The 15,571-nt window shown below is 66.2% G+C and carries 13 protein-coding genes; 8 read left to right on the top strand and 5 right to left on the bottom strand.

What is annotated here, in order from left to right; translation table 11 throughout:
- Positions 1-422: DUF4256 family protein (locus GEV05_26355; GenBank protein ID MPZ46842.1), on the bottom strand; the 422-nt coding region annotated here is incomplete at its 3' end.
- A 73-nt stretch (positions 423-495) separates the two neighbouring features.
- Entirely contained in the window at positions 496-1,845 is a 1,350-nt protein-coding gene (locus GEV05_26350) for a (Fe-S)-binding protein (protein ID MPZ46841.1), read from the bottom strand.
- A 280-nt stretch (positions 1,846-2,125) separates the two neighbouring features.
- On the opposite strand from GEV05_26350, the gene GEV05_26345 reads away from it, so the two are divergent.
- The 5 genes from GEV05_26345 to GEV05_26325 all read left to right on the top strand — a co-directional run bounded on the left by GEV05_26345 (position 2,126) and on the right by GEV05_26325 (position 10,535).
- Complete coding sequence (locus GEV05_26345) at positions 2,126-3,088, top strand: tripartite tricarboxylate transporter substrate binding protein (GenBank protein ID MPZ46840.1); 963 nt, start codon at positions 2,126-2,128, stop codon at positions 3,086-3,088.
- A gap of 187 nt (positions 3,089-3,275) precedes the next feature.
- Positions 3,276-4,520: a hypothetical protein gene (locus tag GEV05_26340; protein MPZ46839.1), complete on the top strand. Its 1,245-nt coding sequence runs from the start codon at positions 3,276-3,278 to the stop codon at positions 4,518-4,520.
- A 22-nt stretch (positions 4,521-4,542) separates the two neighbouring features.
- The gene (locus tag GEV05_26335; protein MPZ46838.1) at positions 4,543-6,429 is read left to right on the top strand and encodes an AAA domain-containing protein; all 1,887 of its coding nucleotides are present in this window, start codon (positions 4,543-4,545) and stop codon (positions 6,427-6,429) included.
- A gap of 7 nt (positions 6,430-6,436) precedes the next feature.
- A complete protein-coding gene (locus tag GEV05_26330) occupies positions 6,437-7,090 on the top strand; it encodes a 4Fe-4S cluster-binding domain-containing protein (GenBank protein ID MPZ46837.1) in 654 nt (217 codons plus the stop codon).
- Positions 6,978-10,535, top strand: coding sequence for a protein kinase (locus GEV05_26325; GenBank protein ID MPZ46836.1), 3,558 nt, complete (start codon positions 6,978-6,980; stop codon positions 10,533-10,535). Before GEV05_26330 ends, GEV05_26325 begins: the two co-directional genes overlap by 113 nt.
- Before the next feature lie 76 nt (positions 10,536-10,611).
- Here GEV05_26325 and GEV05_26320 read toward each other — a convergent pair whose 3' ends face one another.
- A complete protein-coding gene (locus GEV05_26320; GenBank protein ID MPZ46835.1) occupies positions 10,612-11,832 on the bottom strand; it encodes an MFS transporter in 1,221 nt (406 codons plus the stop codon).
- Between the two features lie 94 nt (positions 11,833-11,926).
- On the opposite strand from GEV05_26320, the gene GEV05_26315 reads away from it, so the two are divergent.
- From GEV05_26315 to GEV05_26305, 3 genes are read left to right on the top strand one after another with little or no spacing between them, the layout of a single operon-like run.
- Complete coding sequence (locus GEV05_26315; protein ID MPZ46834.1) at positions 11,927-12,793, top strand: helix-turn-helix domain-containing protein; 867 nt, start codon at positions 11,927-11,929, stop codon at positions 12,791-12,793.
- Positions 12,790-13,764, top strand: coding sequence for a zinc-binding dehydrogenase (locus tag GEV05_26310; protein MPZ46833.1), 975 nt, complete (start codon positions 12,790-12,792; stop codon positions 13,762-13,764). The genes GEV05_26315 and GEV05_26310 overlap by 4 nt, the downstream gene beginning before the upstream one ends.
- Positions 13,765-13,798: 34 nt before the next feature.
- Complete coding sequence (locus GEV05_26305) at positions 13,799-14,257, top strand: GNAT family N-acetyltransferase (GenBank protein ID MPZ46832.1); 459 nt, start codon at positions 13,799-13,801, stop codon at positions 14,255-14,257.
- 45 nt (positions 14,258-14,302) lie between these two features.
- Here the strand turns inward: GEV05_26305 and GEV05_26300 are convergent, their stop codons facing one another.
- Together GEV05_26300 and GEV05_26295 are read right to left on the bottom strand one after the other, a co-directional pair.
- Positions 14,303-14,866 (bottom strand): urease accessory protein, encoded by a 564-nt coding sequence (locus GEV05_26300; GenBank protein ID MPZ46831.1) that lies wholly within the window; start codon positions 14,864-14,866, stop codon positions 14,303-14,305.
- A 214-nt stretch (positions 14,867-15,080) separates the two neighbouring features.
- The coding region (locus GEV05_26295; protein MPZ46830.1) for a metapyrocatechase at positions 15,081-15,571 on the bottom strand (491 nt) is incomplete at its 5' end.

The raw sequence follows: 15,571 nt of genomic DNA, 5'->3' as shown, positions 1-15,571 counted from the left end.
GGCGGTGTCTTGACCCAGCTGGAAGTCTTCGTATCGAACTCACCGAGTCTTTGCAACCCTCGGTATTGTTCCTCCGTCAGCAGGTCGATTCCCATTGCGGCAGCCATCTCGACAGCGCTGCTCTTCGGCTTGTGCTCCTGCCGTGAGTCCAGCGCTTCGCGGTCGTAGCAGACACTTCTACGACCTATCGGACTCTCCGCAGAGCAATCCCAGAACGTGAAATGGCTCGCCTCCCGGTCCTGGCCGATCACGTCCGGCTCGCCGCCGGTCCCCTCCATCTCACGAAGCGACCTCAGTGCATCAGGGTCTGCTTCGAGCTTGGCCTGCACGTTGGCCCATGCGATTCCTTTGTGGCGATGCATGTTCTTATCGAAGCGAGCCTTCAGTGCTTGTAGCAACTTCTCTCGTTCTTGGGCCTTCATGGGTAACTGTATGTAGTGGGTTCAGGGGCAACAGCATGGTTCGTGACGCCCGTAGTCATCCAGACGCCGAAAGTCAGGCTTCGCTTTGGCCTGCGGTTTCGGCCGCCCTCGCGGGCAGCTTGCCGCCGAACACTTCGGTGACGAGGACTTCGCGCACCTGCTCCAGATCGAGCCCGTGCTCGGCGATGAGATCGGCGCTGTCCGAGATGATCGCGTCGACGTCGCCCATGAGGCGCATGCGCTTGTAGAGATCGGGGATGCGAATGCCCATCGCTTCGCCGATCAGCTCCATGAAGTTCACCAACTCGAAGGAAACCCGCGGCTGGTACTGGATCAGGTCGCGATGGCAGTTGTGGAAGATCGAGGCGAACGTCGTAATGCCGGCATCGGCTGCGGCGCGTAGCTCTTGCTCGCGCAACTGCGCCTTGAATTCCGGCAGCACCGACAGATGGCTCGCCTGCGTGCTGACGATCGGCACGTCGAGCTCGACGATTTCCAGACCCGGAATGGCGCCCAGCACTTGCTTCACCGCGGCCATGATTCCGGGCAGTGCGGCGCGCTCCTGAATGGCGACCCGCTTCTCCACCCGGTGCACGAAGAGCTTGCGCAAATCGTCCAGGCGCTCGGCGAAGAATTCGGCCAGCGGGTTCATGTCGAACGGCGCTTCGCCATACGCTTCACGATACGCGGGCAGGGCGAACTCGTTGATCTGGATCTGGCAGCTCGGACACCAGGTGATCACGCGCGAGGCGCCCGGGCGTCCGAGCCGCTCGATGGTGTTGAACGAGATGCGGCCGGCGGTTCTCGCGTCGCCCTGCTTCAAATGCTGGATGCCGCAGCACACCGCGGTGCCGCCCATCACTTCGTATTTCACGCCGAGCGCATCCATCACCTCCAGCACCAGCAGCGCGATGTGCGGGGTGCGGATGACGTTGCAGCCGGTGTAGAAGACGATCTCCGGGGTCTCGGCGTATTCCTCGGCGCGCTTCAGCGTCGGGCTGACCTTCGCGAGCACCTCAGGGGCGAGCTGCAGGCGGGAGATGAGCCGCGTGCCACGGCTCAGCGCGCTGAAGTAGTTCTGGCCCGCGCGCCGCACCGCCTCCTCGCCGGCCTTGGCCTTGGCAGCGACCCGCGCCATGTTCACCATGAAGCGCGGATTGACTCCGTAGTCGCAGGCACGGATGCACTTGCCGCTGTTGGTGCAGACCTGCGCCCAGCGCTCGGCGTCCGGTGTTCCGGCGCCGCCGGCGAGCAGATCGAGAATGCCGCCGACGATCGCCGGCCCGTTTTTCGGATCGAGGCCGGCCGGTTCGACCATGGGACAGGCTTCGACGCACTTGCCGCAGCGGGTGCAGGCATCGAGGGTGGCCTCGACGCGTCCTTGCATCGCGTCCAGCAACCCGCCGTAGTCAGGGACCGTCATGATGAGCTCCGCCGCAGTGCGTACCGCTCGATCGTAGCAGCCGCGGGCGTCGCGGTCATCCTTACCCGCGATATCGCCCAGCCGCTTCCCGGCTCATCGGCTCCGGATGCGAGATCGCGATCGAGTACGTGCTGGTCTCGGCGCTGCTCGATGCTCGATGCGGCCTGGGGGCCTGCCGGGCCGAGAATCAGTGGCGCCATGACGCGCCTACCGAACTGCTGCCACGTCAGCTACGTCATATGTGTATGTCGGATGGCTTCCATGAGAAGGAGGAGGAAACATGATCGCGTCTTCTCGCATCGTTGCTTTCGGGCTCGTCTCGCTGCTTGTCGCTCCGGCTGCAGCGCAGGAATGGCCCTCCAAGCCGATAGTGGTCATCACGACGGGGTCGGCGGACGCTGCGCCGCGAATCGTAGGGGACGAAGTCGCCCGTACGTTGGGTCAGCGTTTCCTCATGGACAGCCGTCCCGGCGCGAGCGGCACCATTGCCGCGGAATACACGCTGCGCCAGCCTGCCGAGGGGTACGTTTTCTTGAATGCGACCAGCGCGCTCATGGCGGCACCGAACACTTTCGAGGTGAATTACGACGTCCTTCGTGACTTCACCCCGGTATCGTTGCTCGCGACATCGCCGTTCATACTGGTCGCTCATCCGTCGCTGCCCGTGCGCTCGCTCGATCAACTGGTCGCACTGGCGAAGCAGCGTCCCGGAGAGCTCGACTACAGCTCCACGAGCCCCGGCTCGTCGTCCTCGATCACGGCAGCGGCTTTCAAAGCCGCTGCGCATATCGACATCCTGCACGTGTCTTATCGGACGATGGCATCGGCGCTGACCGACGTCATAGCGGGCCAGGTCCAGCTTTGCATGAGTGTCGGCCCCAATGCGGTCGCCCAGATCAAGGCTGGGAAGGTGCGCGCACTCGCCGCGTCGACGCCGAAGCGTTCGGCGGTGGTGCCCGATGTGCCGACGTTTACCGAGCTGGGTTATCCCGAGGTCGATGTGACGGCGTGGTACGGAATTCTCGCGCGGACAGGCACGCCGCCCGAGATCGTTTCCCGGTTGAGCAACGAGATCGTCAAAGCGCTGCACAAGCCCGAGCTGCGCACGAAGTATCTCCAGGTTGCGCTGGAACCGGTCGGGAACACGCCGGAGCAGTTTCGAGAGTTCATGCAAGCCGATCTGGTACGCTGGCAGAGGGCAGCCAAGGCGGCTGGTCTCGGACCGAAGAAACCGCGGCCCTGATCCTCTACCGCCACGCCACGACCGCGACCGCATCCTGTCTCGTCGCCTCGGGCGGCATTGTTAGCGCAAGAATCCGAATTGGCACGGCCAAGCGGCCCTTTATGCGCATTGACCCGCGCCGGGGAAGACCGGATACTGCCCGGCACGCCCGGTTCCCCCCCGCCATTCCCATGTCTGCAACCCGCGCATGAGCGGCCCGATCGCCATCGAATACGTGCTCGTCTCGGCGCTGCTCGATGCCGCCTGGGGCGCGTATCAGGCCGAGAAGCAGCGGCGCTACGAGGCGGCCTATCGCGAGCAGAATGCCGCGAACGAGCGCGAGCGGGCGCGACGCGACGCCGCTGCCCGGCGAGACGAGGAACGGCGCGCACGCGAAGAAGCCAGGCGGCGTGCCGAGCGTGCTGCCGAGCTCATGCAGCGTGCAAAGAGCCACGGGCGGCGCCTGGAGCGCGCCCGCACCCTGGCCGAAGAAGCGCGCAGACGCTTTCCGCAGGTGGCGCTCGATGTTCCTGCGTTGCCCGCAGCGCCCGCGGATGCGACCGACCCGGAAGCGATCCAGCGCTACATCGACGCGATCGATGCTTGCGCGCGGCTGGTGGAAGAACGCGTCCGCAGCCAGGCTGCGCGTGCAGCGGCCAACCAGGGCCTGGACGAATTGATGAAGGCGATCGAGACGGCCGTCGATGCGAAGCCTCGCACCGCGGCCGGACTCCTGGCGCTCTATGCCGAGGAGGTGCGCGCGCTGCAGGCGCCGCACGCGGTGAAATCGATGGATCGGCGCGCGACCGCCGAGCGAATTCTCGGCCGGCTGGCTGCCTTGGACGATGGTGCCGTACCGCCCGAGCTGGACGCTTTGCTGCGCAAGCTGATCGAAGCCGAATCCGACCAGCGCGCCGAGATGCTGGCGCTGGAGCTGCGCGCCCAGGTCCAGCGCTGCAACGAAGCGCGCGAGCGGACCGAAAGCGAAGCAGCCGAGAACCGCAAGCGCGAGATGGCTGGCATCCTGGTGGCCGAGGTCCTGTCGGATCTGGGCTACGAAGTCGAGTCGATCGCAGAGACCTTGTTCGTGACGGGCGGCGTGGCGCACTTTCAGCGTGCCGAGTGGGGCGACTATTACGTCCGCATGCGGGTGGATCCGGCTACGCGCAACGTCAACTTCAACATGGTGCGCGCATCGACTGCGAACGCGCCGCCGGACGCCGCACAACGCAAGCGCGACGAGGAGATGGAAGCGACCTGGTGCGCCGGTATCCCGAAGCTGTTGGCCGAGCTCGCCGCGCGCGGCATCGATACGCGCAAGCTGCGCGAGCTCGATGCGGGCGCTGTTCCTGTGCAGGTGGTGCAGCCGGAAACCATCGAGGCCGGCTTGCGCGAGAGAGATGAGGCGCCGGCCGCGACCGCACCCCGGCAGATGGCGCGACCGATCGAGTAGCCGATGGCCGAACGAATAGCCGATGGCTGAGGCGACGCTTCCCACGCTGCCGAAGTGGCTCGCGGATCTCGACCGCCTGCTGGCGATCCGCTCGCACTTCGTGCTCTCGGGCAACATCCGCGACACCTTCCTGATCGATCTGGGCGGCGCGCCGACACTCGCGCCGGTCATGCGCGCGTTGTGGCTGCGGCTCGAGCAGCGCGGCTATGCCTTCTTCGCCGTATGGGATCGCGTCGACGGCATCTCGGTGTATCCGAAGGCGGCGGCTGCGCAGCGCGAGGCATCGAGCCTGCTGGGGCTCAAGCTCAAGGAAGACGGCACCATGGCCGCAAGCCTCGATGCGTTGTACGAGGTGATGAAGCGCGCCGTGTCGTTGAAGGAAGCGCGCGTTGCTGTGGTGGTCGACTTCGCCTCGCGCATCTCGGCCAACGCTCAGCACCCGAGCGCTGACGAGCAGCGTTTCTTCGTCGGCTGCGAGAAGCTTTCGCTCAACGCTGCGCCCGTGATTCCGCGCCCGCAGGCGGGTGCCGCCGCAGAACCCGCCCTCGCGGCGGCCGATTCCAGGACACCGCTGTTCAACCCGGTCATCTGGCTGGTCAATCGCGAGCAGGATCTGCCGTCGTGGTTCCTGCTCGACTCCGAGCGGCTCTCCACCCACGTCATTCCGCGTCCCGACTACCAGACGCGGCTGGCGGCAGCCGAGGTGTTCGCACCGTTGATGGCCGGCCACGAAACGGCCGATGCGGATGCGCGAGCCCAGTATCTGCGCATCTTTGCCGACAATACCGATGGCATGACGCTTTCCAGTATGGGCGACGTTGTCCAGCTTGCAGCCCAGGGCGCAATGGGCATCACGGACATCGACGACGCGATCCGCTGCTACAAAGTCGGCGCGCTCGACAATCCGTGGAAGAAGGATTACCTCAAGGATCGCATCCGCGGCGCGATGAGCGAGATCGAGGATCGCGTGAAGGGCCAGACCCAGGCCGCGACCAAGACGGTCGACATCCTGATGCGATCGGTGACGGGCCTGACCGGCGCGCAGGCGCGCTCGGGCTCGGGACGGCCACGCGGGATCCTGTTTTTTGCGGGACCTACGGGCGTGGGCAAGACCGAGCTCGCCAAGACGCTCACGAAGATCATCTTCGGCGACGAGCGCGCGTATATCCGCTTCGACATGAGCGAGTTCGCCGAGGAGCACAACAGCGCGCGGCTGCTCGGCGCGCCGCCGGGCTACGTCGGCTACGACGCAGGCGGCGAGCTTACCAATGCGATGCGCGAGAAGCCGTTCTCGGTGGTGCTGTTCGACGAGATCGAGAAGGCGCATCCGCGGCTGCTCGACAAGTTCATCCAGATTCTGGAGGACGGGCGCCTCACCGACGGACGCGGCGAGACCGTCTACTTCTCCGAGTCGATCATCATCTTCACCTCCAACCTCGGCATCTACGTCGAGGGCCCGGACGGGCGGCGCGTCCAGAACGTACGCCCGGGCGACTCGTACGATACGGTCGAGCGTAACGTGCGCGAAGCAATCTCGAACCACTTCCGCTACACGCTCGGCCGTCCGGAAATTCTCAACCGCATCGGCGAGAACATCGTCGTATTCAATTTCATCGTGCCCGAGGTCGGCGTGAAAATCCTCGACGCGATGGTGCGCAACATTGCGCGCCGGGTGGAGGAAGAACATGGCTTGAAGCTGGAACTCTCCGACGTGGCCCGCGCCAAGCTCGTCGACGGCTGCCTCGCCGATCTCTCGCTCGGCGGCCGCGGCATCGGCAACCAGCTGGAGACAGCGCTGATCAATCCGCTGGCGCGTGCGCTCTTCATGACCGACCTGAAGGGACGCGAACGCATCGTCGTCGCCGATATCAGTGAGCGCGACAAGGTCTATACCGTGACGCTCGCTTGACGCGCGAATGAAGCTTCAACTCAACAAGGCGCACTATCCCGTCACGGCCCTCGGACCCGGCCGCCGCATCGGCATCTGGACCCAGGGCTGCTCCATCCGTTGCCCGGGTTGCGTCTCGCTCGACACGTGGAAGCCCGATCGCAGCAAGTCGATCGAAGTCGGCGCGCTGATCGCGTGGTGCAAGCGGGTGTGCGGCGGCGCGGTCGACGGCGTCACCATCTCGGGCGGCGAGCCGTTCGACCAACCGAAAGCGCTCGGCGCACTGCTGGACGGATTGATCCTCTGGCGCAAGACATCCGGCCAGTCCTTCGACATTCTCTGCTACAGCGGCTACCGGGTGGAGAGGCTGCGCAAGGAACACCCGCGCCTGCTCGATCGGATCGATGCGCTCATGTGCGATCCGTATGTCGAGAGCCTCGCGACCGAGCGGCCGTGGCGCGGCTCGGACAATCAGCGCCTCGTGCCGCTCACCACGCTGGGACACAGCCGCTACGACGCCTACATCGACGCCGCCGGCGAAGAGCCGAAACGCTTCCAGGTGGTCGCCGATGGCAAGCGCATCTGGTTCGTCGGCATCCCGCATCGGGGCGACCTGGACCGGATCGAGCAGGCGTGCGCCGAGCGTGGCGTGTCGCTCGCCGCCACGTCCTGGCGCGCATAGTGGCAATGGGATCCGGCGCAGTACGCTCGGTAGCGCGGTCGTGGATCTGATCAAGCTTTGTCCTACATGCGGCGCCGAGAACGCGCCGACGGCAGCGCGCTGCGGCTGCGGCGCTTTCCTGATCGGTGTCGATCTGACCGAGAAGCCGCTCGCGGCCGCTGCTGAAGCGCAACATGTTTCCCTCACCCCCGACCCCTCTCCCAGAGGGAGAGGGGAGGGTCAGGCGCCCGCTGATGCGAGAAAGTCGCCGGCTACGAGTGAGCAGGCGACGCAGAAGGCGCTCGCAACAGTCGCCAGAGAGCAAGCTGAGAACGCGATCGAGGCTGTCGCGCTAGCGCAGACGCCCCTCTCCCTCCGGGAGAGGGGCAGGGGGGTGAGGGAAAGGGCCACCGGCGCGGTATGCGCTTTCGACGATTGCGGCCAGACCAACCCTCCCGGAAGCTCTGTCTGCGTCTACTGCAACCGGCTATTGGTTGTGGAGGCCGCTGGCCCGGCAACCGAGGCGGGAACGCTCGAAGCGTTCGGAGGCGCTGCACGATCCCACGAAGGCCCCCCTGCCGTCACTCCCGCGCAAGCGGGAGTCCAGGCTACGCAATCGACTCTGGATTCCCGCTTGCGCGGGAATGATGTAGCGGATACCGATCCACCGTCCGCAGCGCCTGCTCCCACGCGCCGCACGCTGATCCGCCTGCCCACCGCCCTCGCAGCCCGCTTCGACATCGAAGAGCCTTTGAAAGCCTCGGGCGGCGAGGCCGACCTCTTCGTCGTGCGCAACAAGGCGGGCGGCGAACAAGCGGTGCTCAAGCTCTACCGGCACGGCATCGAACCGAATACCGATGTGCTGGAGCGAGTGAGCCGCGCGGCGCCCGATCAGCTCGTTCACCTGCTCGAACACGGGCGCGACGAAGGCGTTCCCTACGAGCTGCTCGAATACTGCGAGCACGGATCGCTGCGCACGCTGTTCAAGGGACGGCCCGTGCCGCTGGATGCGGCCCGCACGCTGCTGACCGAGCTCGCGGGAGCGATCGCGCATCTGCACGCCTGCGGCATCGTGCATCGCGATCTCAAGCCCGAGAATGTGCTCATACGCGGGCTGCTTCCGCTCGACCTGGTGCTGACCGATTTCGGCATCGCCTCGGTCACGCAGGCGACCATGCACTACACGTCGGCTGCGCGCACGCTGCGCTACAGCGCGCCCGAAGCCGGCTCCAACTGGGTCGGCAAGCCCACCGACTACTGGGCGCTCGGCATGATGCTGGTGGAAGCGCTCACCGGCCGTCATCCGTTCGAAGGGCTGTCCGACCATGTCGTTGCGCATTGGCTCGTGACCCGGCCGATCGACGTGTCGGGCGTGGCCGACCCGCGCTGGCAGCGGCTCTGCCGCGGATTGCTCACGCGCGAACCGAAGGCACGCTGGGGTGCGGACGAGATCACGCGCTGGCTCGGCGGCGACGACTCGCTCGCCGTTGCCGACGAGCGTGGCGCTCCGGTAGCAGGTGCGGCGTCGCCGTACCGCGTGGGCGACAATGAATGCCGCACGCCGCGTGAGCTCGCGGTCGCGCTTGCCGCCGACTGGGCCACGGGCGTGAAGGATTTGAAGCGCGGCATGTTGCGCGCCTGGCTGCAGAACGATCTGCGCGATCAGAACCTCGCCCGCGCCGCGGCCGACGTCGAGGAGGCGCTCGAAATCTCCGACGACGAACGCCTGCTGCGCCTGCTGTTGCAGCTCGATCCGGCGCTTCCACCGGTCTTCAAGGGCTACGACATTTCGGTCGCAGGCCTCGCAGCGCTCACGCGCAAGGCGCTCGAAGATCACAACGAGGAACGGCAAACCGTGATCGAGCTGCTCGACCGGCGCATCCTCGATCGTTTTCCGGGCAACGCATTGCAGGACGTGCGTGCGCGCTTCGACGCAGCGAAGTACGAATTCGAGCGCGCGCTCGAGACCGCGTTCGACGCCGGCGCGCCGCGCGACCTCGCGCCCGAGGGCCGCGAGTGGCAACTGCGCATGCTGCTGTTCGTGCTCGACCCGCCGAAGGGATTGGTCGAGTCTCTGCGTGCTTCGGCGCGGCGGGTCGGTGGAAGGGCCGCGCAACGCTGCGATTGGTATCGTGCGCTGGGTGACCCGGCGCTCGCCAGCCCGGCGACGCTCGGTGCGATGGTCCTGCTCGGACCGTCCGCCGCGCAGCAGGGGATGGAACTGGAACGCGAAGCGGCTCGGCGTGCATTGGGCGATCTGTCGATGACGATCGAATCCAACGCCCGCCTTGGCGAAGAACACGGCGATGCCCGCGAGCAGTTGGCTGCCACGCTGGAGGCCTCGCACGACGAGGACGAAGTGCTCGCGCTCGCGGCGCGGTTGACCGAGCGCTCGCAGGCCATCGAGCGTTCGCTCGACGCCGGGTGGCGCGAAGCGGTATTCGAAAGCCGCGCGGTTGCCGAACCGGCGCGACTGGTGGAAGTACGCCGGCGGATCGGCGAATGGGCGGCCTGGAAGGCGGGTGATAGCTGGGCGGGATTCGGCGAGCAGATCGAATTGCGCTCGGTCTCCGAGCGGCGCGGCTATCGCTTGCAGCTCGCGACCCAGATCGAGGCGCGCCGTGTTCCGTACAAGTACAGTCCCGCCGATATCGCGCGCATGCCCGCGCGCGCCAAGGCTGCGCTCGACGACGTCTGGTCGTGCGCCATGCCGGCGTTGCCGCAATTCGCCGCCGATTTGAAGATCACGCACGCGCAGGATCTGCGCTGCTCGCGCTGCGGCGCTTCAGGACGGGTGGAGCTGCAGGAATCGTGGGGCAGCACGGCGTATCCCTTCTCGACCACCTTCGCCTGTGGCGACAAGGTGGGCGTGCAGTGCCAGACGCGGCTCGCGTGGGCCAACGCGCATCTGGCCGCGTCCGGTGTGCCCGCGTTCGTCGACGATTTCGTCGAGACGCACGCCCGCCAGGAGGATGCGCCCGAGCGCACACTGGAATTCATGGCGCCGAGCATCCCCGAGCGTTGGATCGGGCAGCTGCCCTCCGGGACGGTTCGCAACGACTTGGCAGGTAAGCTCGACGGCGTCGCAGCCGACGTCAAACCGAACGAGCGCGTGAGCGCGCAGCGGCTACGAATCACGTGGGACGCATTGGCCGAGGTGCACTATCGCTACCGCGACAAGGATTACGTCGTGTGGATTCCGCAGCGAGCTGATGCGCTGCCGATCGCGCTGGAGCATGCGCTGCCTTCGGCCGCTGCTGCGGTTTCGTCGCATGCCTCCGATGTGCTCGATCCGGCGACCGCAACGACTGCAGATCAGCCGCTGGCGGAGGAGGCCGATACGCCTGCGGTTTCGCGCCCGGCTGCGCCATCGTTTCCGCGCTGGCTGCGTACGCTGCTGTGGTGGGGCGGGGCGCTGATCGTTGCCGCTTGCCTGCTCACCTGGATCGTGAACTGGAAGCCTTGATCCGCGAAATAGGGGCCACGATCGGCGTTCCGGACCCGGTGCAAGAACCAAGATCCCGTCGTTGCTCTTTTCCTGGTCAGGGCTCCGGCACGAGCGCCGGTGGCTTCGGTTCGCGCGGCAACCACAGCAGCACGCCCGCTCGGCAGGCCGCAATGATCACCATCAGCCAGAACAAGGCGTCGAATCCCATCGTCTTGACCACGGGCCCGAGCAGCCAGACCGCCAGCGCGCTGATGCCCGCCGACACCGCCAGGCGCATGCCGGCGACGCGCGAGCGCAATCGGTCGTCGACGTAGCGCACGATCATGGCGTCGGTGAACGGGATCGACCCGAAGATGAGAATCATCACGGCGAGCAGCAGCACGAAAAGCATCCAGCCGTCGGCGTAGGCGGCGAGCGCCAGGATCGGAATGAGCGGCACCGACATCGCCAGCGTGAGCGGCTTGAACGCGCTGCGGTCGATCAGGTTGCCGACCACGATCTGCGCGAGCGAAGCGACGGCGTAGATTCCCGCGAGCAGCGCGCCGAGCACGGCCGGATCGCGCAGGATGTGGGCGAAGCGCTCGTTCAGGAGTTGCGCGTTGCCGTTGGTGGTGAAGTTGAACATGAGGCTCGATGTGACGGCGGCGGCTGTCATCACCGTGAATACGCGCGCGAGCATCGCCGGTGGCAGAACGACCTGGGCCCGCCCCTTGCGCTTCGCCGGCGCCTCGGTCTCCTGCGGGCACAGGATCGCGAAGGCGATGCCGCAGCCGATCGAGAGCAGGCCGGGGATTGCGAACGCCGCGCGCCAGCCGATCCACTTCACCAGAAATCCCGTGACGAGCGCCGCGACGGCGATTCCGAGATTGCCCGCCAGCCCATTGAAGCCGATCACCGCGCCCGGATTGCGCGCGTGCTGGACCAGCATGGGAATGCCGACGGGATGATAGATCGATGCGAACGCGCCCATGATCGCGAGCGTGATTGCGATCTGCCATGCGTTCTGCGCCATGGCGGTCAGCAGGGCGGAGGCGCCCATGCCGACGAAGAACACGATCATCATGCTGCGGCGGCTCCACAGGTCGCCCAGCCGTCCTGCCGGCACCGAGCCGATGCCGAAGAGGAAGAACGCCGCCACGCTGTACGGCATGAGGTCGGCCCAGTTGGCGTAGCCGAAATCGGCCGCGATCGTGACCACCGCGGTGGCGAAGATCAGCAGGAACATGTGGTCGACCGCGTGCCCGATATTGAGCAGCACCGCGATCGAGCGCGGAAAATCGCGGGCGACGGGAGAGGAATCGACGATCGTGTTCATTTTTCGCGGGCGGCGGCCTTTGGTAGCGGAAGCAGGCAGTTTGCGTGATATACAATCGTCTGTCTTTCGAGCTTTCGCCTACAATTATCGAGAAATGGACACACGAGTGAATAGCGGCGGCGCGCTTTCCGACCTTTCCGCGATTCCCGCGATCGCCGATACCCGCGGCGTGCGCGAGCATCCGGTCGCCGACGCCGGCTCGGCTGCCATCGTCGTGCGGCAGACGACTTACCCGAGCGGCTTCCATATCACGCCGCACTGGCACGTCCGGGCGCAGTTCCTGTTCGCCGCCTCCGGCACGATGACCGTGCGCACGCTGCGCCGCGGCTGGATCGTGCCGCCGAGCCGTGCGCTATGGATACCGGCCGGCACGGTGCACGAGATCCGGATCGATGGCACGGTCGAGATGCGCAGCCTCTACATCGAGCCCACCGCCGCGGCCGGGATGTGGGGCGAGTGCGTCGTGCTCGAGGTAACCTCGCTCGCCCGCGAGCTGATCCTGCGCGCCGGCGCCCTGCCGTTGCGATACGATGAGAGCGGCGACGATGGGCTGCTCATGCGTCTGCTGCTGGCGGAGATCCGGCGCTTGTCGGTGTGCGCGCTGGATCTGCCGCTGCCCGAAAGCCCGGATCTCGCGCGGCTTTGCGAGCGCGTCCTGAACGACCTGTCCGCCCGGCGTCCGTGTCGTACGCAGGCGGACGATCTCGCCATGAGCACGCGCACGCTCTACCGCCGGTTCCTGAAGGAGACCGGGATCACGTTCGCTCGCTGGCAGCAGCAGGCGCGCTTGCTGGAAGCGATTCGGCGCCTGGCCGAGGGCGCCTCGGTGACGGCCACGGCGCTGGATCTGGGCTACGAGAGCACCAGCGCGTTCTCTGCCATGTTCCGCCGTTCGCTCGGGCAGACGCCGCGCGCGTTCGTCACGGGCTGTTCCAATCATCGCCAGGAGGAGACAGCATGAAATCGTACTGGATCGTGACCAAGGGTCACGAAGCGGTGCTCGAGCTTCGCGACGTGCCCGAGCCGAAGCCGAAGCGCGACGAAGTCGTCGTCCGAGTGCATGCCAGCGCGCTCAATCGCGGCGAGCTCTTCGTCGGTGGCGCCGTGCACGGCGGGCCGGAGAAGCTCGGCGGCAGCGAGTGCTCCGGCGTCATTCATGCGCTGGGTGAGGGCGTCACCGGCTGGAAAGTCGGCGAGCGCGTGATGGGCCGCGCCCGCGGTACGTGGGCGCCTTATGCCGTCATGGAAGCGGCGCAGGTCCTGCCCATGCCCTCGCGGCTCACATGGGAGCAGGCCGCGGCGATTCCTTCCAGCTTTCTCACCTCCTACGAAGCGATCGTGCGCCTGGGCAGGCTCGAGAAGGGCGAGTGGCTGCTGGTGCTCGGTGCGTCATCCGGTGTCGGCGTCGGCGCGATCCAGATTGCACAGGTGCTCGGGGCGCATTCGATCGGCACCTCGGGCTCGGCGCAGAAGCTGGAGAAGCTGAAATCGATCGGACTCGACGTGGGCATTTGCACGCGGGCGCCTGATTTTTCCGCCAAGGTGCGCGAGGCGACCGGCGGCAAGGGCGCGAACGTCGCGCTCAATCTCGTCGGCGCGAGCGTGTTCCCCGAGATCCTGCGCTCGCTCGCCTACCAGGGACGGGTAGCGATCGTCGGTTATGTCGATGGCAAGTTCAGTGCCGAGATCGATCTCAACGCGGTGCACGTCAACCGCTTCGATATCTTCGGCGTGTCGAACACCAAGCTGCCTGCCGAGCAAAGATCGCTCGCGACGCGTGGCTTCGAGCGCGACATTCTGCCTGCGCTCGTGGACGGGCGAGTCACGCCGCTCGTCGACCGCGTGTTCGGGTTCGACGAGCTCCCCGCCGCCAAACACCATATGGAATCCGATGCGATGGCCGGCAAGATCGTCGTGAATGTGGCCGCATGAGATTCGGTTTTTCTGGCGGTTCGGAGGCGGCCGCATGAGCGTTCGAATTCGGCACATCGAAGCGCGCGACGAGCCGCGCTGGCGCGAGCTCTGGGACAGCTATTGCCGCTTCTACGAGCGGGAACCCTCCGAGCCGATCACGCGGCATACCTGGGCGCGAATCATGAATCCCGATTCGCCGGTGTATGCCATCGTGGCCGAGAATTCCGACGGCTGCGTGATCGGCATGGCCAACTACATCATCCACGACAACACCGCCACTTTGACGCCGATCTGTTACCTGCAGGATCTCTTCGTCGATCCGCAGGAGCGCGCACACGGCGTGGGCAAGCAGCTCATCGACTGGCTGGTGGCGGAGATGGCAGCGCAGGGCTGGTCGCGCCTGTACTGGAACACGAAGGAGAACAACTATCGCGCGCGCGGCCTGTACGACAAGTACACGCCGCACAGCGGGTTTTTGCGGTACGTGGTCAACAATTCAGCCGCGCAATAGAACACTTCACCCGCGCCGGCACACCACGACACGGCGACCGCCGCTTCACGCCGCGCGGGCGATCAGCATCAGCAGACCGGCGAGCGCGACCGGTGCCGCGGCAATACGCAGCGCCAGCGGCCGGCCGCGCGCGGCAAGCCCGACACCTACGCCGCCGATGTGTAGAAGCGCCGTGCCAAGCAACAGCCCGGCGATATAAGGCACTTGATCGACCACGCCAGGCGCCTCGACGGCGTGGGCAGCGCCATGGAACGGTGCAAGGAGCGCCACCACGGCGACGCTAACGGCAACGCCGACGCGCGCATCGCACGCGACCAGCACGCCGAGCAGCAGTACCGATGCGGCAATCGACACTTCCGGCATCGGCAGGGCGATACCGCCCGCACCGATGATGCCGCCCATTGCCATCGCGGCCAGGAATGCGAGGGGGATGGCCCAGGTGGCCCGGCCGCCCATGCGCACCGCCCAGACGCCCACCGCGACCGCGGCGAGCAGGTGATCGAGCCCGCCGAACGGATGCACCAGGCCCAGCCAAAAGCTGCCCTCGCCGTGACCCGGATGGGCCAGCACGGCTGCAGGAAGCAGCAGCCCTATCATCAAGCTGGCCATGCGAGCGTAGGCTGAAGGAGAGACATCCTTCTCGACAGCGTTCGCGTTGCGCATGTTCGGCTCCGGATTTCTTCCCTGACTACGATTGGGCATGGGTGTGCTCGATCATACCTTCGGCTGCGATGAAGCGCACGACGTCGGCGAGCCTACCGCTCGTCGATCAACCCCGTTTTCCGTTGCAGGCATGGTTTGCGATCGTCGCTCAGGGAGAATCTCACCCGTCCGCTTCGAAATTGACGCCGAAGGTTTGCGGCGGCTTCGGCCCCCAAACATACAGCGAATCTTCGGCCGCGTAATTGGTCGGCTTCCAGTCCGCGTCGGCGGGAATGTAGTCGATGTCGCAGAAGTACTCCGCGAGGCTCATCCACGGATCACGGATGTAATGGAAGAAGTTGGAGCCGATCACGTGCCGGCCGAAGCCCCAGCCGTCGCCGTAGCCTTTGTCCAGCAGGTTGCACGCGCCCAGGCCGATCTCGTCCACGTTCGCGACCTCGAAGCTGGCATGATGGAATCCGGGCTTGTCCGACGCGAGCAACGCCAAGACGTGATGGTCGCTGCCGCCGTGCGTGTGCAGGAATGCGACGATGTTCTGCGCGCGGTCGGAGAGCTTGAGGCCGGCCACGCGCGTATAGAAGTCGATCATGCGCTCCAGCTGCGGCGTGAAGCGCAGGATGTGACCGAGCCGCGTCGGGCGCACGCGAGCAT

The organism is Betaproteobacteria bacterium (assembly GCA_009377585.1).
Lineage (GTDB): Bacteria > Pseudomonadota > Gammaproteobacteria > Burkholderiales > WYBJ01 > WYBJ01.
The sequence above is the reverse complement of the archived record's forward strand: the minus strand, read 5'-3'. Positions and strand labels throughout refer to the sequence as shown.